Origin of the sequence: Moorella thermoacetica, assembly GCF_001267405.1 — a bacterium.
In the GTDB taxonomy this organism is placed as follows: Bacteria; Bacillota; DSM-521; order Neomoorellales; family Neomoorellaceae; genus Neomoorella; species Neomoorella thermoacetica.
The window spans coordinates 423443-448279 of the sequence record NZ_CP012369.1 but is presented as its reverse complement, the minus strand read 5'-3'; the positions used below and the strand labels follow the sequence as shown (position 1 = coordinate 448279).

Below are 24837 nucleotides of genomic sequence, written 5' to 3'. Positions count from 1 at the left end.
CTGGCTCGCCTCCTCCTAAATCTTCCTTTTATCGATAACCCTTACGGCTTTGCCTTCGCTCCGCTGGATAGATTTAGGCTCGACCAGGGTTACTTTGACGCTGATGCCCAGGGTGCTTTCCAGTTCATGACGCAGGCGTTTTTCCAAATCTTCCAGGCGCCGGACTTTATCGGAGAAAAGGGTTTCAGAGACTTCTACTTTGATCTCCAGGGTATCCAGGGAGCCCTGGCGGTCGACGATGAGGAGGTAGTGGGGTTCGGTACCCCCCATCTCCAGGAGGACGCTCTCCACCTGGGAGGGGAAGACATTGACCCCGCGGATAATGAGCATGTCGTCGGTACGACCGGTGAAACGGGCTACCCGCGGGTGGGTGCGGCCACAGGGACAGGGTCCGGGGATCAGGCTGGTGATATCCCGGGTGCGGTAACGGATGACCGGCAGGGCTTCCTTGGTGAGGGAGGTAATCACCAGTTCGCCCCTCTGGCCCGGGGGCAGTTGCTTCCCGGTCACCGGATCGATAATTTCAATCAAAAAGTGGTCGGCAAAGATATGGAGACCGTTTTTCTCCTGGCACTCAATCCCCACCCCGGGGCCGATAACCTCGCTCAGGCCGTAGATGTCGACGGCGCTGATGCCCAGGCGCTTCTCGATCTCCTGGCGCATGCTTTCCGACCAGGGTTCGGCACCGAAGATCCCGCAGCGGAGCTTTATTTCCTCGGGTTTGATCCCCATCTCCGCCATTACTTCCGCGATATGCAGGGCATAGGAAGGAGTACAGGTCAGGACGGTGCTACCATAGTCCTTCATGATCATTACCTGGCGCTTGGTGTTGCCGCCGGAAATTGGAATTACGGAGGCCCCCAGGCGTTCGGAGCCGTAGTGGATTCCCAGGCCACCGGTAAAGAGGCCATACCCGTAGGCGTTTTGAATGATATCATGCCGGGTGGCGCCGCCGCAGACGAGGGCCCGGGCCATGAGTTCGGACCAGACGTCGATGTCGTGGCGGGTGTAACCAACCACCGTCGGTTTACCGGTAGTGCCCGAGGAGGAGTGGATACGTACGATCTCGCTCATGGGCACGGCGAACATGCCGTAGGGGTAGTTATCCCGCAAATCCTGTTTGGTGGTGAAAGGCAGTCTTTGCAGGTCGTCCAGGCTCTTGATGTCCCCCGGTTCCAGGCCGATCTCCTGGAAGGCCCGGCGATAAAAGGGGACATCAAAAAAGGCCCTCCTGACTGTTGCCTGGAGGCGTTCCAGCTGGAGTTCCTGCAGTTCTGCCTCCGGCATACATTCATATCTCTCGTTCCAGTACAAACCTGTACCCCCCATTATCACCATATGGATATAGATAATTCCACACCAGCGAGGGAATTCCTGCTAAAAAGCCGGTGCTAAATTTTAGCGCCGGCAATTTTTCTTGCCATCATAGCTAAAAACAGTTGTTTTGCCGTCGATGATGGTCTCCAGGTGGACGGGCCGGCCCCAGAGGAGGTAGACGTGGGGCAGGGTTTTTTCCAGGTAAGAGACATCCAGTTCCAGGCCTTCGTAGCGGTGTTTAAGGTAGAGTTCGCCCCGGCGCTGGTAGTCGGCATCCTCCACAACGATGTACGGGTAACCGCAATTAATCAGGCGGCTCACCAGGCCGTCCCGGACCTTTTCCCAATCCTTTTCCACCACCACCCATTCGGAGCCGACCTTCTGGTAGAGGTACAGATCCAATTCCTCGACCAGTTCCCTGGTCAGATAATTACGCAGGAAGGAAATGTCATTCTCGCAGGAGCGGACCTCAAAAATCTTGGAGCGGCCCTCTCCTCCCGTACGGCCGTAGCGTTCCCGCTCCTCCTGGCTGGGGTTTTCCCAGCGCTTCTCAATGTCCTCAAAGATCTTGCTGCCAACCAGGTAGGGGTTGATCTGCCGGTAGCCCGGTTGAAGAACGCTTGCGTGCAGGCGGGCAAAATCAACAGTTTCGGCCGGGGTCAGATCCAGTTCCCGGATAATCCGGGCATGCCAGTAAGCGGCCCAGCCCTCGTTGATGATCTTGGTCTCCATCTGGGGCCAGAAGTACTGCATCTCCTCGCGAATCATGGCCATGACCTCCCGCTGCCAGTCCTCCAGTTCGGGGCTGTTCGCCATGATAAAACCGACCATGTCCTTGGTAGGCCGGGGTGGTATTTTGCAGTTGCGTTCCGGCGGGGGTTCCTTCGGTCTGCCGTCCAGGATCCAGAGGTCGTCGTAGGGCGTCTCCCGGCGGTGCGGCCTGGTATCCTCATTTTCTTCATTCTCTTCTTCTTTATATCCGAAGGGGCCCGGGGGTTCAATATGCTCCTGGATGGCCAGCACGGCATCGAGAAAGATCTCCACCTCCCGGTGACCGTACTTGAATTCGTATTCCCGGATCTTGGCGGCGTGAACGGCCATGGTCTCCACCATCTGGCGGGAGGTGGCGGTAAAATAGATGTTGTTTTTAAAGAAATCGCTGTGGGCGAAAACATGGGCAATGACCAGTTTATTCTGGATGAGGTCATTGCCCTCCAGGAGAAAGGCATAACACGGGTTGGAGTTGATGACCAGTTCGTAGATACGGCTGAGGTTAAAGTCGTACTGGAGCTTCATTTTATAAAAGTGTTTCCCGAAGGTCCAGTGGGCGAACCTGGTGGGCATACCGTAAGCGCCGAAGGCATAGAGGACGTCAGCCGGGCAGAGCTCGAAGTAGACCGGAAAAAAGTCCAGGCCGAATTTCCTGGCCTGGTCGTGGATGGTTTCAATAGCCTGGGCGATGGTTTTAAATTCTTGTTCCACCAGCTTCTCCCCCTTTTGACCCGGCAAAGAATTGCCGCAGAGCCTGGTAGACCTCGCTCTTATCCTTGACCGCCACCGTCACCAGGCGGTCGTCCTTGATGCGCTTGAGGACATTCATCAGGGTGCTGGTACGGTAATAGGGATTGACAATCTCCCCGTAACCCAGGAGGTTGACCCTGGGCAGGAGTTCCTGGACAGCCTCCAGGCAGGCCTCATTGTCGCTGGGGAGGTTGTCGCCGTCGGTAAAATGGAAGGGGTAGATATTGTAATCCGCCGGTGGATAGCGCCGGTCGATGATCTCCAGGGCCAGGCGGTAGGCCGAGGAGCAGCGGGTACCGCCGCTCTCACCCTTGGCGAAGAACTCTTCCTCCGTTACCTCGCGGGCCTGGGTATGGTGGGCGATAAAGACCAGTTCCACCTGCTGGTACCTGCTGCGCAGGAAACGCACCATCCAGAAGAAGAAGGTGCGGGCGATATACTTCTCATATGTCCCCATGGAGCCGGAGGTATCCATCATGGCCAGGACTACGGCGCTGGTCTCGTAGCGGATCTTCTCCTCCCAGGTTTTAAAGCGCAGGTCCTCCGGCGTAATACCGCCGATGGCCAGCTTGCCCTTCATGGCGTTACGCTTGAGGTTTTCCAGGAGGGTACGTTTTTTATCCAGGTTGCCCATGAGGCCCTTGCGGCGCACGTCGCGAAACTCATAAGCGGGGGAAGCCATCACCGGTTTCTTTTTCTCCCGGAGGTTGGGAAGCTCCAGGTCCCGGAAGAGCATCTCCTGGACCTCTTCCAGGGTGACCTCGGCCTCATAGTAATCCATCCCCGGTTCGTCGCCGGCCCCGGCCCCCCCGCCAGCGCCTTCGATGACCTCACGGCCAATAACGGTCCCCTTCCGAGTACCGCCGCTGCCCTGGCCGGCATGCTGCCCCTGGTTGTAGTTAAAGCGGAAGTGATACTCCTCCAGGCTGCGGATGGGCACCCGGACCACCTTTTTACCCCGGCCCATGATGATACTCTCTTCAGCTATGATGTGAGGCAGGTTTTTTTTAATGGCTTCCCGGACCTTTTCCTGGTGCCGCTGCTGATCAAGGTAACCCTTGCGGTGCAGGGACCAGTCTTCCCGGGAAAGGTTGTACTCCACCGGCATCGGACCTCACCTCCCCTTTAACGGTTCAACAGGCTGCCGGTGTATTTCAAGAGTTCGTTGGCGCAGATCGGGCAATAACCGTGCTGGGAAATCAGGCGGTCGATGACGGCGTTAATGCGTTTCAGCTGCTCCGGATCCGGCGTACGGGTAGAGGTAGTTATCTTGACGATATCCTTCATGTCGGCGAAGAGCTTCTTCTCGATGGCCTCCCGCAGGCGCTCGTGGGAATTGAAATCAAAGGTCTTCCCCTTGCGGGCGTAGGACGAGAGGCGGATGAGAATCTCCTCCCGGAAGGACTTTTTGGCATTCTCGGTGACGCCGATCTGCTCCTCAATGGAACGCATGAGCTTTTCATCGGGGTCCAGTTCCTCGTCGGTGATGGGGTCGCGAACCTTGGTTTTATTGACAAAGGCCTCGACGTTATCCAGGTAGTTGTTGAAGAGGGCCCGGGCGGATTCTTCGTAGGAATAGACGAAGGCCCGCTGGACTTCCTTTTTGGCGTACTCGTCGTATTCCTGGCGCGCCATGGCGATAAAATTGATGAGGCGCTCCTTCTCTTCCCTGGTTATGGAGGGGTGCTGGTCCAGGCCGTCCTTTAAAGCCCGCAGGATGTCCAGGGCGTTGATGCAGCGGGTGTCGGCGGTAATGAGGGCGCTGGAGATACGGTTGATGACGTAGCGGGGGTCGACGCCGCTCATACCCTCGGCCTCGGCCTCGTTCATCAGCTCCAGAACGTCCTTTTGCTTGAAGCCCTCCACATCTTCGCCGTCATAGAGTTTCATCTTCTTTAACAGGTCCATGCCCTGCTTCTTGGATTCCTTCAGGCGCGAGAGGATGGAGAAGATGGCGGCCGCCTGGAGGGCATAGGGAGCGATATGAACGTCGATATCACTCTGGCGAATGAGCTTCTGGTAGATCTTGACCTCTTCCCTGACCTTCAGGTTATAGGGGATGGGAATGACCATGATGCGGGACTGCAGGGCCTCGTTCTTGGGGTTGCTGATAAAGGCCCGGTACTCCGCTTCGTTGGTGTGGGCAATGATCATCTCGTCGGCTGAGATCAAGGCAAAGCGGCCGGCCTTGAAATTGCCCTCCTGGGAAAGGCTGAGGAGGTTATAAAGGAATTTTTCATCGCATTTCAGCATTTCCTGGAACTCCATCATTCCCCGGTTGGCCTTATTGAGTTCCCCGTCAAAACGGTAGGCCCGGGGGTCGGACTCGGAACCGTACTCGGCGATGGTTGAGAAGTCGATACTACCGGTGAGTTCGGCAATATCCTGGGATTTAGGGTCCGAGGGACTGAAGGTGCCGATACCGACCCGCTTTTCCTCGGAAAGGATGATGCGTTCCACCGGGACCTCTTCTACCCGGCCTTCATATTTCTCTTCAACCATTAACTGGCAAACGGGACACAGGTTGCCTTCGATATAAATACCATATTCCTTTTGTAACTCGGGCCGCAGTTCTCGGGGAATCAGGTGCAGGGGCTCTTCATGCATGGGGCAGCCCTTAATGGCATAGAGGGCGCCGGCGTCGGTCTGGCTGTATTTCTCCAGGCCCCGTTTTAACATAGTTACAATGGTCGACTTACCCCCGCTGACCGGACCCATAAGGAGCAGGATCCGCTTGCGTACGTCCAGGCGCCTGGCTGCGGAATGGAAATACTCCTCCACCAGTTTTTCCAGGGTTCGCTCCAGCCCAAAGATCTCCCCTTCAAAGAACCGGTAGTGCTTAACCCCATCGATCTCCTCCACCCCGTAACCGGCAATCATGTCATATATACGGGCATGGGCGAGCCGCGCCAGTTTGGGATTGGCTATCACCATTTTTAAATACTCAGCAAAAGTCCCTTCCCAGTGAAGCTTCCTGGCTTCCTGGCGGTATTTCTCCAACCGTTGCAATATCTCCACCGGCTCTTCCTCCTTCCCGGTAAAAATACAGGCTGTAATAAGCGGGAGTATTATATAATATGAAGGAGTGCCCCGAAAAAGAAGGGAACTGACAGAAGCAGGAAAAACAGAAGAAAGGCCGAATGATAATAGTTGCATCGGCAAAAAATATCGGCGAGGTGATGGGTGTGGGGTATAAATACGAGTTTACCTGGCTGATCCGCCTTCCCGTAGACGAACTGCCCCAGGAACCCGGCGAGCAAAAAGGGGACGGGGAAAACCTACTGTTGTGGAAACGCAGTAGCGGCAATATCATCCTGGGCTTTTTCCGCCAGGGCCATAAACTGGCCCACCCCGTGGGCATGGAAGCCCTTATTGTGACTAAAAGCGAAGAAGTCCTGGGTTATGGCCGTATAGTTAAATCGGAAATCTACGAGTTACCGGACGGTTCCCTGACCACGGTGGTGGAATTCACTATTACCCGCCTCTTTGACGAGGAGGAAAAGAGGGTTATAACTAAAATCTTCCGGGAAATGTACGGCCAAAAACAAGTTTGAGCCAGTTTCAGAACCCGGAAAGGGTTGTTTTTCGGTACCATTAGGTTATAATGGAAAAGAAAAATCTTTCAAGGAGGTCAGCCTCCATGATTTTAGGCAAGCATTTCACAGTGGAATCAAACGGCCTGTTAACCTTTGCCGCCGGGGTACTGGCCCCGGAACCAGACGTCCGGCGCCTGGCCGATGCTTTACCGGTATTATATGCTGATGTCCCTCCCAGTGACCGGCCCCTCTACTATATGTACCGGGGCGTTTGCCTGGAAAACGACCGGGAACTCTACCAACAGCACGATATCCGCTATGATATCACCGTCATCCTGCCCGGTACCATTGGCAAAGAATACATTAAAACCGTGGGCCATTTTCATCCCTTGAAGCCTCACTCTTCCGAGACCTATCCCGAATACTACGAGGTTCTCGATGGCGAGGCCATTTACCTCTTCCAGAAGAACAACCGCAGCGGCGACGTGGAAGAAGTCATGGCCATTGAAGCTAAAAAGGGCGATAAAGTCTTTATTCCCCCTGCCTACGGCCATGTAACCATCAATCCCGGCAACAAGCCCCTGGTCATGGCCAATCTCATTGAGAGCCACTTCTCTTCCCTGTACGGCCCCTTCCGGGAGAAACGCGGTGCTGCCTATTACTACCTGGAGGGCGAGGACAGCAAAGGCGACTTCGTCAAAAATCCCCGTTACCAGAACTCCGTTGCCCTGAAGCTGGTGGCTGCCCCCAGCCTCACCCAGCCCGTCAGCGCCGTGAAGAATAAATCCCTCTACGAGGCCTTTATCGCCGAACCCGAAGCCTTTAAAATTCTGAAGTAAAAAAGACCCGCAAAAATAGCAAACCCCCGGCAGACCCTCTACCGGGGGTTTTTTATGGCTCACCGCCCGGGTTCACCCCGGCCCTCAGCAGCTGTCCAGGGCCGTCCTGATCTCCCGGCGGACCCAGGGATCTGTCTCGGTAGCCAGGGCTACAGCCAGGGCCGGCCGGGCGGGCGGCCCCAGGCGGCCCAGGGCCCAGGCGGCGTGACCCCGGAGGACGGCCGCCGGAGCGCGGAGGGCTTGCTGCAGAGGTCCCAGGGCCCGGGCGTCGCCCAGGTTTCCCAGGGCAATGGCCGCGTTACGCTGGAGGAGGGTTTTCCCCCGCCAGGCCAGGGCCGTCCCACCGAAGACGCGGTTAAAACCGGCCTTATCCATGGTGATGATCGTCGCCAGTTCGGGGTAGATGAGGCCGGTTCCTGTACCGCCATCTGGCAGGTCCCTGCCGGGCCCCTGCCACTGACCATCCGGCCCCGCCCGGGACGCCCCCTGGTCCGCCGGGGAGAATTCCGCCCGATTCTCCGGGCAGACCTCCTGGCAGGCGTCACACCCCCAGATGTGCCGGCCCAGGGCCGGGCGTAATTCTACCGGAATCACCCCCCGTTTCTGGGTCAGGTAAGAGAGGCAAAGCTCCGGGTGTAAGCGGCCGGGGGCCACCAGGGCGCCTGTGGGGCAGGCCGCCAGGCAGCGGCCACAGTTGCGGCAGGTGGCCTGAGTCAGGGGTTGGCCCGCCTCCAGCTCCAGGTCAGTGATGAGGAGTCCCAGGGCGCAGCCCGTGCCCAGGCCCGGGATAATCAGGTTGCAGCTGGCACCGTAATAGCCCAGGCCGGCCAGGTAAGCGGCCTCTCGCTCCAGGAGGGGGCCGTTGTCCACCTGGACGGCTGTGAGCCTGGCACCGGCCCGCTGCAGCATTCCGGCCAGAGCTTCCAGGCTGGCCCGGAGCTCAAGGTGGTAATCCGGTCCCAGGGCGTAGCGGGCGATGCGCCCCTCCCCGGGGCCCGGTGGCCGGACCGGCTGTGGGTGGGGCCTGGCCACCACGATCAGGGAACGGGCTGCCGGATAAAGGAGGTCCGGACGGTAGCGCTCTTCCGGCCGGCCGGTAGCAAAGGGTGTGGCCAGCCCCCGGCGGGCCAGCCAAGCCAGGGCCTGCCGGCCACGTTCAAAGGGCCGGACCGGGGCCACTCCCAGTACCAGGCCCCGCGCCGCGGCCCATTCCTTCAGCTCCTTTGTTAGCTTTGTGGAGCCCACTCCCCCGGTCCCCCTTTTTACTTTGAAAATGCCCCTTTTCCTGGCTGGGTTTGTTTGGTCCTCGCTGTGAACAAGTGCCAGCCCAAAATTTTCTTGGTTATAACCTAATAACCTTCGTCGGATGTCTCCAACCGCCGGCACTTGTCCGGGCCGCAGTTGAACCCGCAAATCGGGCAAATATTGGGACTGCCCGGGTTGACTTTAAAGGTGTTGCCGCAACGGCTGCAGCGGTAACTCAGGGGGGCATTATCGGCGCCCATCTTTGTTCTCCTCCTTTGGCAAGAATCTCCTGGCAAACCCCTTCTCTACCTTCTTCCTGGAAAGGATGACTCCCTTTCAGGCTTCCACTTTAGTATGGCCCGCCAAAGTTTACCCTATAAGCAGGATTTCCCGCCCTTATGAAGAATTATTACTGATAACAATGGAGGTGGAAGTATGGGTGATGCTATTTTTAAACAGCGCTCCGGCTACCTGGGCGTGGGTATCGTGGCCAGATGCGGTATACTTACACCTGACCAGCTGGCCGGCCTTGGCGACCTGGCTCGTGCCCTTGACTGCCAGTACTGCAAATTGACGACCCGCCAGACCCTGATTTTTATCATTCCGGAAGACAGGCTGGAAGACCTGCGGGCCGGCGTTACCGCCCTGGGCCTACAGGTTGGTGTCTTTGGCGAAATAGTGCGCAACATCAAAGCCTGCGCCGGCAACAAAGACCTCTGCCAGCGCTCTTTAAGCGATGTCTTTGAACTGGGGGGCGTGCTCCAGGACCGCTTTATGAACCGTCCCACCCCCTGCGATTTTAAAATCGCCTTGGCCGGATGCCACCGGGGCTGCACCGATCCCCAGTGTGCCGACTACGGCATTATTGCCACCGGCAACGATACCTACGACGTCTATCTAGGGGGACGGGGCGGCAGCCGCAAACCCATCCACGCCACCCGAATTGCCACCGGCATAACCGGCAAGGGGGTCGAGGACCTCCTGGCCTGGATCCTTGAACGCTATGACGCCCTGGCCGAACCCCGGGAGCGCCTCTGCAACACCATCGCCCGGGTGGGGCTGGAGGCGTTCTTGCCGCCGGAGGGCTTCCTTGAAGGCTACCGGCCCCGGGAAGACAACGCCTTCCTCACCTTCGCTGGGCTGTGAGGTAGGCGGAATTTCAGATTGGAGGTTTTTCAAGATGTCCGTCCGTAATATTGATCTCGATAAGATGCAACACTTTATCGATCGCTGCTGTAAGACGGAGAGTGAGTGCGGCAAATGCGACCGGGCCCGCTGCCTGGTTGGTTTCGCCCAGACAGCCCTGGCCTACGCCCGCCAGAAGAACACCACCCGCATACCCCGGGGCCACGAACTGGTGCCCCAGGACGACCTTAGGGTCTACTACCAGGAGGATCTTATCAACGCCCTGGCGGAGGTTTTGCACCAATGCCAGAACTGCCGCGACAACCACGAAGAGGAATGCGTTATTAACGTCACCCGCCGTGCCCTGGAACTGGCCCTCCTGGGAGAAAACTTCGACTATGAAGGTAGCGCTTCCGCCTACCTGATGCAGGTGGGCCGCCATAACCCGGAGGTGGGCCCGAAGCTCCTCCAGGCTTACCAATCCCGGAAAAACAGTTAACTTAAAGCCACCGGCATACCCACCGGTGGCTTGGTTTTATCCCCCATACGGCTGCGAGAACAGGCGGCTTACCTGCGCCATTAGACTTCCTCGCAGATGTTTAGCAAATTCAATTGCTCCCCAGTTGGTGCAGTTTACCTGGAAACAGCCCGTACCATGAGCTGGTATACCTCCCGGGGCCTGTCCCTAAGAAGCGCGACGGCTGTTTCGTTTCAGGACGGCAGGCATAATATCAAAAAAGAGTTCCACCAGCCGGGGATCGAATTGCTTGCCGGCCCCGGTAGCCAATTCCTGGATGCCGTCCTGCAGGTTCTTGGAATACTGGTAGGCCCGGGAGGATGTCATGGCGTCGAAGGCATCGGCCAGGGCAATAATCCGGGCGCCCAGGGGAATATCGTGACCCTCCAGACCATAATACCCTTTACCGTCCCAGCGCTCGTGGTGATAGGCCACCAGGGGCTCGATAATATCGAACTTCTCCAGGGTAGCAAGGATCTGGACGCCGAAGTCCGGGTGCCGGCGCATAACCTCCCACTCAGCCGGGGTCAGCCGGGCAGCCTTATGCAGGATGGACGTTCGCACCCTGACTTTACCAATATCATGAAGCAGGCCGCCCAGGGTGATAACGTTTACCTCGTCCTGCTGCATACCCAACCCTTCAGCCAGGGCCGAGGCCAGGTTGCCGACGTTGCAAGAGTGCTGGTAGGTCGTCATGCTATGGTTACGCAGGCGTTCCAGCAAAGCCGCCGCTTCTGGTGCCACCGACACCGGGACCACTCCTCTTCCCGCCTGTTTACATTTTACCTTAAAAACCGACCGGTCTCAAGCCTCTTTGCTAAATCCGCACCTAAATTTGGCATATTTCCTTAGCTACTATTTTACCGCCGGGTACAACTTTAACGGGTTTTCAACAGTTTCTTCATCACCTTGCCAGTTGGGCTCTTGGGGAGTTCCGGTACAAACTCAAAAAGGCGCGGGATCTTGTAAAGGGCCAGGTGTTCCTTTAAAAAATCTTGCAGCTGGCGCCGGTCGGCAGACTCTCCTTCCTTCAGCACTACATAGGCTTTAACCGTCTCGCCCTTAACCGGGTCGCCTACGCCGACTACCGCCGCCTCCAGAACGGCCGGATGGGCCAGGAGGACTTCCTCCACTTCCCGGGGGTAGACATTGAAACCGCCCAGGATGATCAGATCCTTCTTGCGGTCGACGATGTAGAAATAGCCGTCCTCATCCTGGCGGGCCAGGTCGCCGGTATGAAGCCAGCCACCCCGCAGGGCAGCTGCCGTTTCCTCCGGATGGTTGTAATAGCCGGCCATGACATTGGGCCCGCGAACCACCAGCTCGCCCACTTCGCCGCGGGGTACCTCCCGGTCATCGTCGTCTACCAGCCTGACCTCCATACCTGGGAGGGGGATGCCGATGGATCCCGGTTTGCGGACACCGTCCAGGGGATTCAGGCAGACCACAGGTGCGGCTTCCGACAGGCCGTAACCCTCCACCAGGGGGAAGGCAAATTTAGTTTCAAAGCCGCGCTGGATCTCCGCCGCCAGGGGGGCCCCACCGGAAATGGCAAACTTAAGGGATTTAAATTGCCCCTCCTCCGCCAGGCGCCAGAGGACGGCATATATGGAAGGCACGCCGCAAAAGACGGTGATATCCCCCTCGGATAAGGTTTTTAAAGTATCCTTAGGCTGGAAGCTCTCTTTGATAGTGATGGTGCTGCCCAGGTATAAAGGCAGGAGGACGCTGGTTGTCCAGGCAAAGCTGTGGAACATAGGCAGAACGCAGAGGAAGTTATCCTCCGGGCCCAGGTTGGAAACGGCGTCCATGGCCTTAATATCCGCCAAGAAATTCCGGTGGCTGAGCATGGCCCCTTTGGGCCGGCCGGTAGTGCCGGAGGTGTAGAGGAAAACGCAGATGTCTTCTTCCTTCGCCGCCACCATGGTGGCTGGAGGTGCTGCCTTGGCCCTCGCTGCCGTAGTCTCGTCCAGGACAACCAGGTGCTTAAGCCCCAGGGCGGTGGCCATCTGGGGCACAAGGTTCAGGCGTTCTACAATTGCCCGGTGAATTACCAGGGTGCTGCAGCCGGCATCTTTGACAATATAGGCAATTTCATCCCTGGTGAGCATCAGGTTCAGAGGCACAACAATAGCTCCGGCCTGAATAGCTCCCAGGTAACTGTAGATAAACTCCGGGCAGTTGGGAGCGCAGATGGTTACCCTTTCCCCGGGTTGAACCCCCATGGCCTGGAACATGCCGGCATAGGCTCCGATCCATTCGACCAGCTCGCCGTATGTAACCCTCCGGTCCTGGAAGATCAGGGCCGGGTGAGTAGCGAACTCCCGGTGCTGTTGTGGCAATTGCCAGAGTAACATTCATTTAACCCCCTTCACAAAGCTTGCAATATACCAATTCCCTGCCTGGCCCATTTTTCCTTCCGGCAAAATAAGTCATTTTAACTGCCGCCGATCTGCGTCCTCCTCGGGACCATATCAAACGGTTGGACCAGTTTGACTAAGATTCAATAGTGGTTGGTTAAGCTTATCAAGCTAGTTGAAGGTTTTAAATTTAAACCATATCAGCCGGCAGGACATGCTGCCAATTAAGCGAATTTAATGATAAAGGCTCTAGTAAAAGTGGGGGAATAAAAGAAAATGATTTCTTTTGCTTTATGGGGAACCGCCCTAACGGGATGGGTTGTGGCTGTGGTTCTCTGGAAGAGATATAGCAATGCCCAGGCAGATTTAAAGGAATTCCTCGACAGCCTGGGTCAGGGCGATATAGTCCGAGCGGAAGGATTCTTTCGAACCCATAGTTTTTCTATGGCTCTGGGGGAAAGTACGCGCATGGTTCTCGAAAGATTCTTTGAAATCATTGCTTTCATTCAGAAAGTCGCCGACGAACTAAATTATACAGCTTCATTATTCGTACAAGAAACCGTAGCTGGCAATACCAGCTTCCGGGAAATGGCCGCCGCCTTGCAGGATATTGCCGGGGGCGCTGACGAGCAGGCGCATGCCTCCCAAAAAACAGCCGAAAATGTTGGTCAGTTCACCAATTTAGCCGAAGAAATCGCCAGCCGTTCCCAAATGAGTTTTACCCTGGGTAAAGAGGCACTATCCAAGGTACAAGCGGGCAGGGAATTACTAGAAAAACTGATCGACGAAATGAAAAATGTAGCCTCTTTTAATACCGAAGCGGCCACAGAGATGGAAGACCTGGAAGGAAAAATAGCACGGATCAATGAATTTGTGCACACAATCGATCACCTAGCGGGCCAGACCAATCTCCTTTCCCTTAACGCTGCCATTGAAGCAGCCCGGGCCGGAGAACAGGGCCGCGGCTTCGCGGTGGTGGCCGAAGAAGTGAGAAAACTGGCTGAAGAATCAGCGGGGGCGGCCCGTCATATAACCGAACTGGCAGAAGAGATTCAGGCCCGGGCCGGCAGGGCTGCTCTCCAGGTAAAAAACAGCGCTGAACTGGTAAATAATAACGCCCTTCGCAGCAAGGAGGTAGAAACAGCTTTTGAAGCCATCGGCCGCGCCGTCAACCAAGCAGCAAAGGCGAGCGAAGAAATAACCAGGTATACTGAACAACAATTGACCCACGTCAAGATGGCCAACGACAACGCTGCTCGCATGGCCGCCGTTGCTGAACAAACGGCAGCCAGCATAGAGCAGATTTATGCCTCCAGTTCTGAACAACAAAACGCAATGGCCAGGATAGAGAAGAATGCCCGGGAAATATCGCAGATGGCCGACAATTTCTTTAAACTGGCCTCCGAATATACCAGAAACTGCTGGGATGAAAACCTGTGCCAAAAATTGGTACGGGATGGGCTTGATAATCTCCGCCGGCTGGCCTCCACGCCGGAGGTTCAATCCATGGAAGTTGATAAAATAAAACCCCTTTTAGATGAAGCAGCAGCTACAATGCCAATCGTGAAGACCATCCGGGCTGTAGACCCGGACGGAAATACCGTCTATAGTCAACCGCCGGGCAAAGTAACCAATTGGTCCTTCCGCCCATGGTTCCAGGCGGCGAAAAGAGGGCAAGAATATCATACTCAACCTTTCATTACCCAGGGAACCGGCCGCCTGGCAATCACTGTTGCCGTACCGGTGCATGGGGGAGACGCCGGGATTGTAGGTGTACTGGCCGCCAACATTGCCCCGGCCTGAAATACCTTCGTCTCCTCCCGGGCGGATCACAAAAAGGCTTTTAGACTAATGTTTGCCCCCCAATTTCCCATACTCCACAGGCAGCCCGAAAACCATCATTCATAGACTGCACTTCCTTTCCAGGATCATAAAGCCCCCTTCCCGCCCGGAGTAAGCGGAAAGGGGGCGCCGTTGCCCTTGTTACTATGAGATCTACATTTTTTATTCTAGCATAGATTTCCGTCGGGCTTCAAGGGTAATAATTTAACGGTTGTTTGCTAGAGGATAATTTTGTTATAGTATATAAATATGGGCAATTTTATCGAAAGAAGGGGAGAAGGGCGGACATATGTTTTGCCAGTATTGTGGTAAAAAAATAGAAGCGGGGTCCCGCTTTTGTAGTGGTTGTGGACATGAACTTAGGTCAATTAATAATGAAGATACAGTTGTTCTGGCCCGGCCGTCCCTGGATCAAGTCAAACAGGAGGAAGGATCGGAGCATACAACGACCCAACAGCAGGTACCGGCCAAGGGTAAAAGCATCTGGCTATTACCTTTAGCTACCGCGGTTTTAGTAGCGGTGGTATTGGGTGGATATTATGCCTATGAACAGTATATTAACCGGCTGGTGGAGCAAGATCGGGTGCAAGCAGAAAATTTGGCCCTGCAGGGAGATCTGGATAAGGCGGAAAAACTGATTAGCAATGCTTTAAACAAGCGGCCCCGGCACAAAACACTGCAGGCTGACCTTGCATATGTTAGAGAAGGTCAGGAGGTGCAAAGTGAGTTAAATGAAGCCTGGGAACATACCAAGCAGCAGCAATTTAATCAAGCCCTGTCCTTAATTGAACAGGCGGAGAAAAAAGTGTCCGGTAAGGAAGGAGATTTTTACAAATACCTTAGTCAATTAATTAATGACAAAAAAGCCGCGGTCAATATTATGCAGGTTAAACAGGAGATGAATAATAAGAATTCTATCGAGGAACTGGCTGCTTTATTGACTAAAATATCTTCCTTTAAAGTTAAGGAGGCCCAGGAAGTAGCGAAAGTTATAAAGACCAAAATTTGCCAATTAATTTATACCAAAGCCAATGAATTGTTAAAGAAAAAGGATTTCGCCGGTGCACTGGCTTTAGTGCAGCAGGGACTGGGCTACGATAGCGAGAACCAGCAGTTGTTATCATTCCAAAAAACCATTGAACAACAGAAGGCGGCCTTTGAGCAGAATGAGCAAATGATTCTGGAACAAGCCCAACTGGCTGCCGCCCGGGAAAACGCCATAAATCATACCCAGGCTGTAGAAGTGTTAAAATGCGACGGCAGTGTTACTGCCCAAGGTGATTTCCGGGTATGGGGAACCGTACGCAATGTAGCCACACGTCCCATCTACATGGTGGAGATTTACTATACCGTCTATGATGCTGCCGGTAATGCCCTGACCACTGATAGTACCTATGTTTATCCTAATTATTTAAATCCCCGGGATCAGGGTAGCTTTGACAACACTTCTTACGGGTTGTGGCAGGGTAATCGAGTAAAAATTAACAGGATCACCTGGTATTTAAGGTAGTGGGAGAGGCTTATGAAATCAATCAATGTGAACACTGTGCTGGCCGTTATGCTGAGCGGTTTGTTAATCATGGCCGGGGGTTTTGGTCTGGCCAGGATTTACGATAACATGCATAATCAAGTGGTTGCAGAGGCATCTAAACTCGGTCCTATCGAGGAGAACCACTCTGAGTCGGCCAAGTCCCAGGATTTAAAAAGCATTATTGCCGAGAATCAAAAGCTAGTAGTGTGTCTAGAGGTTGAGCTTGATTACGGTAAGGTACAGGGTTCCGGATTTCTTTATAACCGGCAGGGGGATGTAATAACCAATGCCCACGTGGTGGGTGACGCTAGAACTTGCCGGGTCAAATTGTCCGATGGCACAGTTTATCAAGGCACAGTTATCGGGCGTGGGGAACAAATTGATGTGGCTCTGGTCAGGGTGCCGGAACTGGCTGGTAAGGAACCAATGAAAATTGCCCGGGATAGAATGGCAGAAGTGGGAGATGAAGTGATCGCCCTGGGCAGTCCCCTTGGATTACAAAATACCGCCACCACAGGAATCATCAGCGGTGTCAACCGGGATTTAGATATCGGGGATTATCATTATAAGGGGCTATACCAAATTTCTGCCCCCATCTCGCATGGCAGTAGCGGAGGACCGTTACTGGATCGACATACCGGCGAGGTGCTGGGTGTTAATTCCGCCGGGGCCGAGGGAGAAAATATCGGCTTTAGCATACCCATCACCCAGGTTTTACCCCTGGTGGAAAACTGGTCAAAAAACCCCAGTACAGCACCGGTGCAGCCAACCACCGGTACTGTCGGGAAAATTTCCGAGAAAGAATTAGCCACTGCTGCATCCTACCTGGTTGAGGACTTTTACACTTGTGTCAATAACGGGGATTATGTAGGGGCCTATGCTCTGCTGGGAAGTGACTGGCAGGCCAAACAGCCCTATGAGAAGTTCCGGGCCGGCTATTTAAATACACTTTCAGTCTCAGACGCATTTTTAAAACCAGGCCGCCATTCGGCAACTCCTCAATTACTTGACTGGAATGCCAGTGTCGCTCCTTGATCCAGCGGGCCTCAACGGCATCAAAACGAATAACCACTTCATGGACAAGAATTGAGGATTTACGAGTTGTGGCGGTTAACCAGGACAGTGCAGAGATTAGCATTATTATTGAAGCGCTGGAGCGAACCAACCAGGGTGAAGAGCGCACCAGTTACTACCAGGCCACTTACCAGGTCGGCCTGGAAAACGGCAAGCTAAAGTTACTAAAAGGTACTGCCAGTAAAATTAGATAATAAGAATGGCAGGGGTAAAATTATCTAGACTCATAAAGAGAGAGTCCTGCTAAGTCAAGGCTCTCTCTTACTTTACATATTCATGACGTATTATTTGATTTTTGTCACAGTATATAGAGAGTATATAAATCCCGAGTTCGACAGTTGCTAAGTGAACAATAAGCGCAACAGCTTGTTGCGCAAGGGTTTCAGGGATCGGCTTTATGGGGCCCGTGTTACTAAAAAACGTTTCTTGTCGTCTTCCGTCTTCTATAAACAGCTGGTGGCTAAAGAGGTTGTTTTACCGGACGCCGTGTCTTTTGCTACCATGTTACCGTTTTCTAATTGCTACCGCTCTGCCCCCTCCTCCCCGGTATGCAGGTAAAGCCGCCCCATGGCAGTTGCCTCCCGGGACACCTCCTGGCGGAGTTCCGGTGGTGCCAGGACCTCGGCATGACTGCCAAAGCCCAATACCCAGCGTTTAACCTCCTGCAGACCACTGGCGGATGCGGTCCAGGGCAAAGAAACGTATCTCCCGGCGGTAATGGCAATAAGCAATCACATACCAGGCGCCGCGAAAAAATCGCAGATGATAGGGATCAATCAACCTTTCAGTGACAGCGTCCCGGCTGGCGGTATAATAAATGATCTGGACGGAATGGCGTTCCTGGATGGCCATTAGGAGATCGCCATATACAGCTACCAATTGCTCCGTATCCCCCCGCAGGGGTTCTATTCCAAAGGAAATATCTCGTTCCAGACACTCCAGGTCAATACTCACCGTTTCCGGCAGCATGGCCTTCAATTTAGCCAGAGCATTGCGAAGAATTTGCCCAAAGGGGGTACCACCAAACTGGCTCAGTAACCGCTGGCCCAGGTAAATGGTCAGGAATTCGCCTTCCGTTAGTTGGAGAGGTGGCAGGCTGAAGGTCTTTTCGTAACGGTAGCCCCTATGCCAGGTATCGTAAACTATTGGCGCGCCAAAAAAATCCCGTAGTAATTGAATATCCCGCTCCACTGTTCGCTGGGAAACCTCAAGGTGCTCGGCTAAAATGGCTACGTTGGGATACCGGCCGGCGGCGATCCAGCGATGAATGAAATAAATCCGGGCTAGTGATTGACGGCTCACATTAGCAAGGCCCATGGACTTTCTCTTTAGAACAGTGGCCATAACCTGTTCCCCCTGGAAATGTTTTCTTTAGGTGTATTCGTCAAATTTTACCTTAATCCTTCAGGGGGATAAAATTAAAAGGGAACAAATGTACCCGACAGTTTATGTCGGAGTTATGATTTATATTAAAGTCATCTTAAAAAAAGGTTTTGACAAAAACCTGTCGAACCCAGAAGTATATTTTTGAAAGTTTTGGGTGATATTCATGGAACAATTCCTGGCCCACACTGCAAATTCCCAGGGTAAAGAACAATCACTATTAGATCATCTTGAGGCGGTTGCTAACCTAACCCAAAAATTTAACGAACCACTGGGAGTACCACATATTGGTTACCGTACCGGCCTGTGGCATGACCTGGGGAAATTCCATCCGGAGTTCCAGGCTTACCTGCAAGGCGAAGGCGGCCGCCGCGGCCCCAACCATTCCAGCGCCGGTGCCATGTTGGCCTCAAAATATTTTGAACCCCTGGCCTTCGTTATCGCCGGCCATCACGGCGGCCTGCCCGCCCGGGCAGAATTAAAGACTCGCTTAAAAGATAAGGTACAGCTGAAACGTTATAACACCGCCCTGCAAAACGCCCGCCGGGTTATCCCCTCTTTAGAACCGAAGCAACCCCTGGATATGGAATTGCCGCCCTTTTTGCAGGAAGGAGCAGGTGTAGATGTAGCTAGCAGGGTTGAATTATTCCTGCGCCTTCTATTCAGTTCCCTGGTTGATGCCGATTTCCTTGACACGGAAAGGCATTTTGATCCTTCCCTGACAAAATTGCGACAAAAGGAAGCCTCCATTGCTAATTTATGGTCTTTATTAGCAGCGAACCAGCAAAGGCTAATGGATAAAAGCGGCGGCCATGTCAACCAGATCCGCCGGGAAATCTACGAGCACTGTTGCCGGGCGGCCGAACTAACGCCAGGTTTCTTTTCTTTGACCGTACCCACCGGTGGCGGCAAGACCCGTTCCGGGATGGCCTTCGCCCTGCTCCACGCCCTGCGTTATCAGAAGGAGAGAATCATTGTCGCCATACCCTACACAAGCATTATCGAGCAGACGGCCGACGTTTACCGCGATATCTTTGGTAACGCCAATGTCCTTGAGCATCACAGCGCCGTTGCCCCGCCGCTAGATCCCGAAAACCCTACCCCTGAGGAACTGTGGGCCCGCCTGGCCAGCGAGAACTGGGATGCCACCCTCATCGTTACAACCACGGTACAGCTATTTGAGAGTTTATTCTCCGACCGCAGCAGCAGTTGCCGCAAACTCCACAACATCGCCAACAGCGTCATCATCCTGGATGAGGTCCAGACCCTGCCGGTACATCTTTTAGAACCCATCCTTGATGTCCTGCAGCAGCTGGTCCACTTTTATGGAGTAACGGTCATCCTGTGCTCGGCCACCCAGCCGGCCCTGGAGACCAGCCCCTTTTTCCGGGGACTGCAGGGCGTAAGGGAAATAATTCCTGATCCGCAAAAATACTTTGCCCTGCTCAAAAGGGTGGGTTACCAGGTACCCGCCGGCAACGAAAAATGGAGCTGGGAACAGGTAGCCGGAGTAATACGCCAATCCCGCCAGGCCATGGCTGTTGTTAACACCAAACAGGATGCCCTGGCCCTCCTGGAGGCTCTGGATGACCCTGAAGCTTTACATCTCTCCACGCTCCTTTGCGGGGCTCACCGGCGTAAGGTCCTGCAGGAGGTACGCCGGCGCCTGGGAAACGGCCGGCCCTGCCGCCTGGTCGCCACCCAGGTAGTCGAGGCGGGGGTTGATCTGGATTTCCCCCTCGTCCTGCGGGCTGTGGGTCCCCTGGACAGGATTGTCCAGGCCGCCGGGCGGTGCAACCGGGAAGGGAAGCTGCAAGAAGGCCGGGTGATAATTTTCAATCCGGAAGAAGGCTGCCTTCCTCCTGGCAGCTATAAGACCGGGACCGAAATTGCCGCCACGCTGCTCGCTAGTGTGACAGGGGTTGACCTGCATGACCCCGGCCTGTACCGGATCTATTTTCAGCGCCTCTACCAGTCCTGCACCCTGGATGCCAAAGGAATTCAGGCCAGCCGCCGCAGCTTGAATTATCCCGAAGTGGCGCAAAAATTCCAGATGATCGAGCAAAGGGTGGTTCCGGTAATTGTCAACTACCATGAAGGCCCCGATGACCGGAGGGTGGATGAACTAATCAGCGCCCTCCGCCACCGGGGTGTAAGTCGTCTAATCATGCGGCAGTTGCAGCCCTACCTGGTAAATATCAACGCTTACACTGTTAATTCTCTCCAAAGGGAAGGCGTGGTCCAGGAAATATTTCCCGGCCTGTATGAATGGCTGGGGGGTTACGACGAAATTCGTGGCCTGGTGACGACGGCCCGCGACCCGGAGGAGCTGGTATTTTAGCGAGTTTTAGCTCTCAAATGTTTTTAATAAAAATCTCGGAAGGGATGGTGTAAGGAAAAGTATGAAGTCTTTAGCTGGCGCCGGATCGTCAGATCAGGCGGGGGTCGAAGGATGGCTGGCAGTTAAAGTGTGGGGTGATCTGGCCTGTTTTACCAGGCCGGAAATGAAGGTGGAACGGGTTTCTTATCCCGTTATGACGCCATCGGCAGCCCGGGGAATACTAGAGGCCATCTTCTGGAAGCCGGAGTTTCGCTGGCGAGTGCGGCAGATTGAAGTATTGAAGCCCATCCGGTATTTCTCCATCTTACGTAATGAAGTAAACGATAAAATGGTCGTTTCCACCGCCCGCGGCTGGGCCAGGAACGGCGGCGGTTATTATGCTGACCAACCCCAGCACCGTGCCCAGCGCCATACCCTGGCCCTGCGGGAAGTAGCCTACATAATCCGTGCCGAACAGGTCATGGCCGCCCACGCCCGGGATATCCACCCGGCAAAATACCGGGACCAATTCCGGCGGCGGGTGGAACGCGGCCAGTGCTACCACCGGCCTTACCTGGGCTGCCGGGAGTTCTGCGCCTTTTTCGGACCGTCTAGCCCTGCCGATCAACCTATTAAGCATAGTGAGTATCTCGGCCAGATGCTTCTGGACCTCAAATACAATTCTGATGGCAGCGGCGAAGGCAGGCCCGTATTCTTTAACGCTCGCCTGGAAAACGGCATCCTCCGGGTGCCGCAAGACCTTTATAAAGAAATCGGGAGGTGAAACCGTCACATGCTCTTAGAAAGCCTGCGGGAGTATTCCACCCGCCTGGACCTGCCCCCGGTCATGTATGTTAAAACCCCCATCCGCTGGTTTATCGATCTGGACAGCCAGGGTAACTTGCTGGGTTTTGTTTCAGCTACAGGGCCTGAAACCCGGGGCAAGGACCGCGGCAAAATAATGTATGCCCCGAATATAGTCCGTTCCTCAGGAGTTAAACCAAAGCTGTTGGCCGATAAGGGCGATTATGTCCTGGGCCTGGCCAGTGAAAAGTCAAAACTGGAAAGGGTAAATGAATGTCACCGGGCCTTTATCGACCTGGTACGTCAGTGCGCCATTTCTACAGGTAATAAATCCGTTCAGGCGGTCCTGCGTTTCCTGGAAAACTGGGACCCCGAAGGGGCCAGACTCCCCGAGGATTTTAATCCCGGCGATAATCTAACCTTCCGGGTCGATGGCCGCCTGCCGATAGAAGATCCAGATGTACAAAGCTTCTGGGCCGATTATACCAATCCCCAGGAGGGAGAAGCTACCACCTGCCTGCTCTGCGGGCAGCTTAAAACCCCGGCTGAGCGCCACCCAGTGAAAATCAAAGGCATCCCCGGCGGGCAGACAGCAGGTATGGCCCTAGTGTCGGCCAACGCTGCCGCCTTTGAATCCTATGGCTTGCAGGCTTCCCTTATTGCCCCTATCTGCTACGACTGCGCCGAGCGTTACGGCAAGGCGGCCAATGCTTTAATTGAAAATGATGCCACCCACCTGCGCCTGGGTTCCTGTATCTACCTCTTCTGGACCCGTAAGCCAAGCAATTTTTCCATCGCCAGTCTCCTTTCCAATCCCCAACCGGAGGACGTCAAAGCCCTCCTTGCCGCAGTGTATACCGGCCGCCAGGCGGACCTTGAAGACGACAACCTATTTTATGCCACGGCCCTGAGCAGCAGTGGCGGCCGGGTGGCAGTGCGCGACTGGCTGGAAACGACCCTGGGGGATGTCAAGCGCAACCTGGGCCACTACTTCGCCTTACAGCGGCTAGTCGATGCCGGTGGCCGGGAAGGACCGCCGCTGGGATTATTCCCCCTTGCTTGGAGCACCGTCCGGGAGCCCAAGGACCTGCCGCCCACAACTACTCGGGCCCTCCTGCACTTCGCCCTCAAGGGCGGTGCCCTGCCCCACTGGCTTCTTTATGAAGCCATAAAGCGGGCCCGGGCAGAAAAGGATCAGGAAAAAATAACCCGGTCCCGGGCGGCTTTAATCAAAATGGTTCTCTTCTCTCAAAAACCAAATCTAGCGGAGGGATCTGCCTTGGAAAAGCTGGACACGTCCAACCGAAACCCTGCTTACCTGTGCGGCCGTCTCCTGGCTGTCCTGGAAGGCATCCAGTGGTCTGCCCTTCCAGGGATAAAAGCCACCATCGTCGACCGTTTCTATGGGACTGCTTCCACGGCGCCGGCCGCGGTCTTCAGCAGGCTGCTCCGCGGCAGCCAGAGCCACCTGGGCAAGCTGCGCAAGGAAAAGCCCGGCCTTTACTATTACTGGCAGCAGGCCCTGGAATCTATTCTAGGAAACCTGTCGTCCTTCCCTCCTGTTTTAACCCTGGAGGAGCAGGGTTATTTTGCCCTGGGTTATTACCACCAGCGGGCAGCTAACAGGGAAGGCACAAATTCTAAGGAAGACGGGGAGGAAACCCGGCCATAGCTCATTAAAACTACCTGAGTTGATGCAGTTGGATAACGTAACCACCTGTTACTCATGGTAATAATTGATTATCAAACAGGAGGAGATTTAAAATGACCGTTTATACCAATCCCGAAGTACGCCATGATTTTGTCCTCTTATTCGACGTCCGGGACGGCAACCCCAATGGCGATCCCGATGCCGGCAATCTGCCGCGCCTTGACCCCGAAACCATGCAGGGTCTGGTGACCGACGTCTGCCTTAAGCGCAAAATCCGCGACTGGGTGGATATGACCCGCGGCAGCGAGGCTAACATGAAGATTTATGTCCAGCATCACGGCATTTTAAACGCCCAGCACCAGCGAGCCTATGACGCCATCGGGGAAAAATCCACCGGCAGCAAACAAAACCGGGAGATCGTCGACAAGGCCAGGCAGTGGATGTGCCAGAACTTCTATGATATCCGCATGTTCGGCGCCGTAATGACTACCGGCGTCAACTGCGGCCAGGTGCGGGGGCCAATGCAGCTAACCTTTGCCCGGTCAATCGACCCCATCGTTCCCCTGGACATCTCCATCACCCGCGTCGCCATCACCAGGGTAGAAGATGCCGCTACAAGCGAACAGGGTGAGGGAGGCAAGGTCACAGAAATGGGCCGTAAAACCCTGGTACCCTATGGCCTGTACCTGGGCTATGGATTTTTCAACCCCCATTTTGCCGCCGATACTGGCGTCAGCGCCGCCGACCTGGAGATCTTCTGGGAGGCCCTGCAGCGGATGTGGGATGTGGATCGTTCCGCCAGCCGCGGCATGATGGCCTGCCGGGGACTTTATATCTTCAGCCATGCATCCGCCCTGGGCAATGCTCCGGCGGATAATCTCTTTAAACTCATCACCGTTAAACGCCGGGATGGAGTAAAAGCAGCGCGCTCTTTTGCCGACTACCAGGTGACAATTAATGAAGAGGACTTGCCGCCTGGGGTAACTCTGACACGGTTAGTGGGATAGGATTATTTTCTCATAATGTTACGCCCGGTTCCAATATCTCCATACCGGTGTGGATTGAAATAAACAAACAAAAGGTGGCATATATGGAAAGCACCATACTTCCCGGTTGGGACGACAGGGATATCGTCATGGTATCGGCCCTGGAACACTATGCATACTGCCCCCGCCAGTGTGCCCTCATCCATGTAGAACAAACTTTTACGGAAAATATGTATACCCTGAAAGGACGATTCGTTCATAATCTAGTAGATGTTGAATGTGGGGAGATGGAGGGCGGGGTGCATATTGAACGCGCCCTGCCCATCTGGTCCCTGCGCTTAGGCCTCATCGGCAAGGCCGATGTAGTCGAATTTCACGGCAATATCCCCTATCCCGTTGAATATAAACATGGCCCCAAGCGCAAACACCAGCATGACGATTTGCAGGTCTGTGCCCAGGCTATGTGCCTGGAAGAAATGACCGGCAAGCAGGTTCCCAGGGGAGCTATTTACCATCATTCATCCCACCGGCGAAGGGAGGTTACTTTTGACAGCTATTTAAGGGAACAGGTAGAAGCGGCAATTATCCGGATCCGCATGATGCAGCGTAGTAACATCCTCCCCCCACCTGCCGCCGATGAGCGTTGCCGGGAATGTTCTTTACAGGACTCCTGCCTGCCGCAAATAAAGGAGAAAGGTCGGCTGCGCATGCTCCTATGTGAATTGTTTAAACCTGAAGGTGATACTTGAAACGTATATCCATTTCACGGGCCATTTGTTACACCCG

Annotated in this window: 23 protein-coding genes; 13 read left to right on the top strand and 10 right to left on the bottom strand. The window is 54.7% G+C overall.

From position 1 onward, the window contains the following. Positions 1-15: 15 nt before the first annotated feature. The 4 genes from MOTHE_RS02210 to MOTHE_RS02195 all read right to left on the bottom strand — a co-directional run bounded on the left by MOTHE_RS02210 (position 16) and on the right by MOTHE_RS02195 (position 5856). A complete protein-coding gene (locus MOTHE_RS02210) occupies positions 16-1314 on the bottom strand; it encodes a phenylacetate--CoA ligase (RefSeq protein WP_011392050.1) in 1299 nt (432 codons plus the stop codon). Positions 1315-1398: 84 nt separating this feature from the next. Further along, a complete protein-coding gene (locus tag MOTHE_RS02205) occupies positions 1399-2802 on the bottom strand; it encodes a SpoVR family protein (protein WP_053095205.1) in 1404 nt (467 codons plus the stop codon). Next, complete coding sequence (gene yhbH / locus MOTHE_RS02200; protein ID WP_011392048.1) at positions 2783-3946, bottom strand: sporulation protein YhbH; 1164 nt, start codon at positions 3944-3946, stop codon at positions 2783-2785. Before yhbH ends, MOTHE_RS02205 begins: the two co-directional genes overlap by 20 nt. A gap of 17 nt (positions 3947-3963) precedes the next feature. Continuing rightward, a complete protein-coding gene (locus MOTHE_RS02195) occupies positions 3964-5856 on the bottom strand; it encodes a PrkA family serine protein kinase (protein WP_011392047.1) in 1893 nt (630 codons plus the stop codon). 122 nt (positions 5857-5978) lie between these two features. Here MOTHE_RS02195 and MOTHE_RS02190 point away from each other — a divergent pair, with 122 nt between their 5' ends. Both MOTHE_RS02190 and MOTHE_RS02185 read left to right on the top strand, forming a co-directional pair. Further along, positions 5979-6392: a hypothetical protein gene (locus MOTHE_RS02190; RefSeq protein WP_011392046.1), complete on the top strand. Its 414-nt coding sequence runs from the start codon at positions 5979-5981 to the stop codon at positions 6390-6392. A gap of 86 nt (positions 6393-6478) precedes the next feature. Further along, positions 6479-7213, top strand: a complete 735-nt coding sequence (locus tag MOTHE_RS02185) for a glucose-6-phosphate isomerase family protein (RefSeq protein WP_011392045.1) — start codon at positions 6479-6481, stop codon at positions 7211-7213. 84 nt (positions 7214-7297) lie between these two features. Here MOTHE_RS02185 and MOTHE_RS02180 read toward each other — a convergent pair whose 3' ends face one another. Both MOTHE_RS02180 and MOTHE_RS13225 read right to left on the bottom strand, forming a co-directional pair. Beyond that, the gene (locus MOTHE_RS02180) at positions 7298-8458 is read right to left on the bottom strand and encodes an epoxyqueuosine reductase (protein ID WP_011392044.1); all 1161 of its coding nucleotides are present in this window, start codon (positions 8456-8458) and stop codon (positions 7298-7300) included. Between the two features lie 104 nt (positions 8459-8562). Then, a complete protein-coding gene (locus tag MOTHE_RS13225) occupies positions 8563-8718 on the bottom strand; it encodes a hypothetical protein (protein WP_155767717.1) in 156 nt (51 codons plus the stop codon). A gap of 175 nt (positions 8719-8893) precedes the next feature. Here MOTHE_RS13225 and MOTHE_RS02175 point away from each other — a divergent pair, with 175 nt between their 5' ends. Both MOTHE_RS02175 and MOTHE_RS02170 read left to right on the top strand, forming a co-directional pair. Further along, the gene (locus tag MOTHE_RS02175) at positions 8894-9604 is read left to right on the top strand and encodes a nitrite reductase (protein ID WP_011392043.1); all 711 of its coding nucleotides are present in this window, start codon (positions 8894-8896) and stop codon (positions 9602-9604) included. Between the two features lie 34 nt (positions 9605-9638). Next, positions 9639-10082 carry a hypothetical protein gene (locus MOTHE_RS02170; RefSeq protein WP_011392042.1) on the top strand — a complete coding sequence of 148 codons (444 nt, stop codon included), beginning with the start codon at positions 9639-9641 and terminating at the stop codon, positions 10080-10082. 186 nt (positions 10083-10268) lie between these two features. On the opposite strand, the gene MOTHE_RS02165 is transcribed toward MOTHE_RS02170, so the two are convergent. Both MOTHE_RS02165 and MOTHE_RS02160 read right to left on the bottom strand, forming a co-directional pair. Further along, positions 10269-10850 carry an HD-GYP domain-containing protein gene (locus MOTHE_RS02165; protein WP_053094612.1) on the bottom strand — a complete coding sequence of 194 codons (582 nt, stop codon included), beginning with the start codon at positions 10848-10850 and terminating at the stop codon, positions 10269-10271. A gap of 128 nt (positions 10851-10978) precedes the next feature. Further along, entirely contained in the window at positions 10979-12457 is a 1479-nt protein-coding gene (locus MOTHE_RS02160; protein ID WP_011392040.1) for a long-chain-fatty-acid--CoA ligase, read from the bottom strand. A gap of 279 nt (positions 12458-12736) precedes the next feature. On the opposite strand from MOTHE_RS02160, the gene MOTHE_RS02155 reads away from it, so the two are divergent. The 4 genes from MOTHE_RS02155 (at position 12737) to MOTHE_RS13220 (ending at position 17101) form a co-directional block, all read left to right on the top strand. Then, positions 12737-14263: a methyl-accepting chemotaxis protein gene (locus MOTHE_RS02155; protein WP_011392039.1), complete on the top strand. Its 1527-nt coding sequence runs from the start codon at positions 12737-12739 to the stop codon at positions 14261-14263. Positions 14264-14591: 328 nt separating this feature from the next. Then, a complete protein-coding gene (locus tag MOTHE_RS02150; RefSeq protein WP_011392038.1) occupies positions 14592-15812 on the top strand; it encodes an FxLYD domain-containing protein in 1221 nt (406 codons plus the stop codon). A gap of 12 nt (positions 15813-15824) precedes the next feature. After that, entirely contained in the window at positions 15825-16868 is a 1044-nt protein-coding gene (locus tag MOTHE_RS02145; protein ID WP_011392037.1) for a S1C family serine protease, read from the top strand. 68 nt (positions 16869-16936) lie between these two features. Beyond that, positions 16937-17101 carry a hypothetical protein gene (locus MOTHE_RS13220; RefSeq protein WP_158499095.1) on the top strand — a complete coding sequence of 55 codons (165 nt, stop codon included), beginning with the start codon at positions 16937-16939 and terminating at the stop codon, positions 17099-17101. A gap of 327 nt (positions 17102-17428) precedes the next feature. Here the strand turns inward: MOTHE_RS13220 and MOTHE_RS12680 are convergent, their stop codons facing one another. Both MOTHE_RS12680 and MOTHE_RS02140 read right to left on the bottom strand, forming a co-directional pair. Beyond that, entirely contained in the window at positions 17429-17551 is a 123-nt protein-coding gene (locus tag MOTHE_RS12680) for a WYL domain-containing protein (protein WP_235551384.1), read from the bottom strand. A gap of 10 nt (positions 17552-17561) precedes the next feature. After that, positions 17562-18251 (bottom strand): helix-turn-helix transcriptional regulator, encoded by a 690-nt coding sequence (locus MOTHE_RS02140; protein WP_011392036.1) that lies wholly within the window; start codon positions 18249-18251, stop codon positions 17562-17564. A 205-nt stretch (positions 18252-18456) separates the two neighbouring features. Between MOTHE_RS02140 and MOTHE_RS02135 the strand changes: the two genes are divergently transcribed. The 5 genes from MOTHE_RS02135 to cas4 all read left to right on the top strand — a co-directional run bounded on the left by MOTHE_RS02135 (position 18457) and on the right by cas4 (position 24800). Then, positions 18457-20631, top strand: coding sequence for a CRISPR-associated helicase/endonuclease Cas3 (locus MOTHE_RS02135; protein ID WP_011392035.1), 2175 nt, complete (start codon positions 18457-18459; stop codon positions 20629-20631). Between the two features lie 61 nt (positions 20632-20692). Beyond that, entirely contained in the window at positions 20693-21394 is a 702-nt protein-coding gene (cas5c, locus tag MOTHE_RS02130) for a type I-C CRISPR-associated protein Cas5c (RefSeq protein WP_011392034.1), read from the top strand. A 9-nt stretch (positions 21395-21403) separates the two neighbouring features. After that, positions 21404-23086, top strand: coding sequence for a type I-C CRISPR-associated protein Cas8c/Csd1 (gene cas8c / locus MOTHE_RS02125; RefSeq protein ID WP_011392033.1), 1683 nt, complete (start codon positions 21404-21406; stop codon positions 23084-23086). Between the two features lie 92 nt (positions 23087-23178). Further along, complete coding sequence (cas7c, locus tag MOTHE_RS02120; protein ID WP_011392032.1) at positions 23179-24072, top strand: type I-C CRISPR-associated protein Cas7/Csd2; 894 nt, start codon at positions 23179-23181, stop codon at positions 24070-24072. An 83-nt stretch (positions 24073-24155) separates the two neighbouring features. Continuing rightward, complete coding sequence (gene cas4 / locus MOTHE_RS02115) at positions 24156-24800, top strand: CRISPR-associated protein Cas4 (protein ID WP_011392031.1); 645 nt, start codon at positions 24156-24158, stop codon at positions 24798-24800. Positions 24801-24837: the final 37 nt, after the last annotated feature.

Bases quoted from the DNA above. Each gene is read 5' to 3' on its own strand.
- MOTHE_RS02150 (WP_011392038.1), top strand. From the start codon at position 14,592: ATGTTTTGCCAGTATTGTGGTAAAAAAATAGAAGCGGGGTCCCGCTTT.
- cas8c (WP_011392033.1), top strand. From the start codon at position 21,404: ATGCTCTTAGAAAGCCTGCGGGAGTATTCCACCCGCCTGGACCTGCCC.
- MOTHE_RS02160 (WP_011392040.1), bottom strand. From the start codon at position 12,457: ATGTTACTCTGGCAATTGCCACAACAGCACCGGGAGTTCGCTACTCAC.
- MOTHE_RS02185 (WP_011392045.1), top strand. From the start codon at position 6,479: ATGATTTTAGGCAAGCATTTCACAGTGGAATCAAACGGCCTGTTAACC.
- MOTHE_RS02140 (WP_011392036.1), bottom strand. From the start codon at position 18,251: ATGGCCACTGTTCTAAAGAGAAAGTCCATGGGCCTTGCTAATGTGAGC.
- MOTHE_RS02145 (WP_011392037.1), top strand. From the start codon at position 15,825: ATGAAATCAATCAATGTGAACACTGTGCTGGCCGTTATGCTGAGCGGT.
- MOTHE_RS02170 (WP_011392042.1), top strand. From the start codon at position 9,639: ATGTCCGTCCGTAATATTGATCTCGATAAGATGCAACACTTTATCGAT.
- MOTHE_RS02175 (WP_011392043.1), top strand. From the start codon at position 8,894: ATGGGTGATGCTATTTTTAAACAGCGCTCCGGCTACCTGGGCGTGGGT.
- MOTHE_RS02135 (WP_011392035.1), top strand. From the start codon at position 18,457: ATGGAACAATTCCTGGCCCACACTGCAAATTCCCAGGGTAAAGAACAA.
- MOTHE_RS02155 (WP_011392039.1), top strand. From the start codon at position 12,737: ATGATTTCTTTTGCTTTATGGGGAACCGCCCTAACGGGATGGGTTGTG.
- cas7c (WP_011392032.1), top strand. From the start codon at position 23,179: ATGACCGTTTATACCAATCCCGAAGTACGCCATGATTTTGTCCTCTTA.
- MOTHE_RS02190 (WP_011392046.1), top strand. From the start codon at position 5,979: ATGATAATAGTTGCATCGGCAAAAAATATCGGCGAGGTGATGGGTGTG.
- yhbH (WP_011392048.1), bottom strand. From the start codon at position 3,946: ATGCCGGTGGAGTACAACCTTTCCCGGGAAGACTGGTCCCTGCACCGC.
- MOTHE_RS13225 (WP_155767717.1), bottom strand. From the start codon at position 8,718: ATGGGCGCCGATAATGCCCCCCTGAGTTACCGCTGCAGCCGTTGCGGC.
- cas5c (WP_011392034.1), top strand. From the start codon at position 20,693: ATGAAGTCTTTAGCTGGCGCCGGATCGTCAGATCAGGCGGGGGTCGAA.
- cas4 (WP_011392031.1), top strand. From the start codon at position 24,156: ATGGAAAGCACCATACTTCCCGGTTGGGACGACAGGGATATCGTCATG.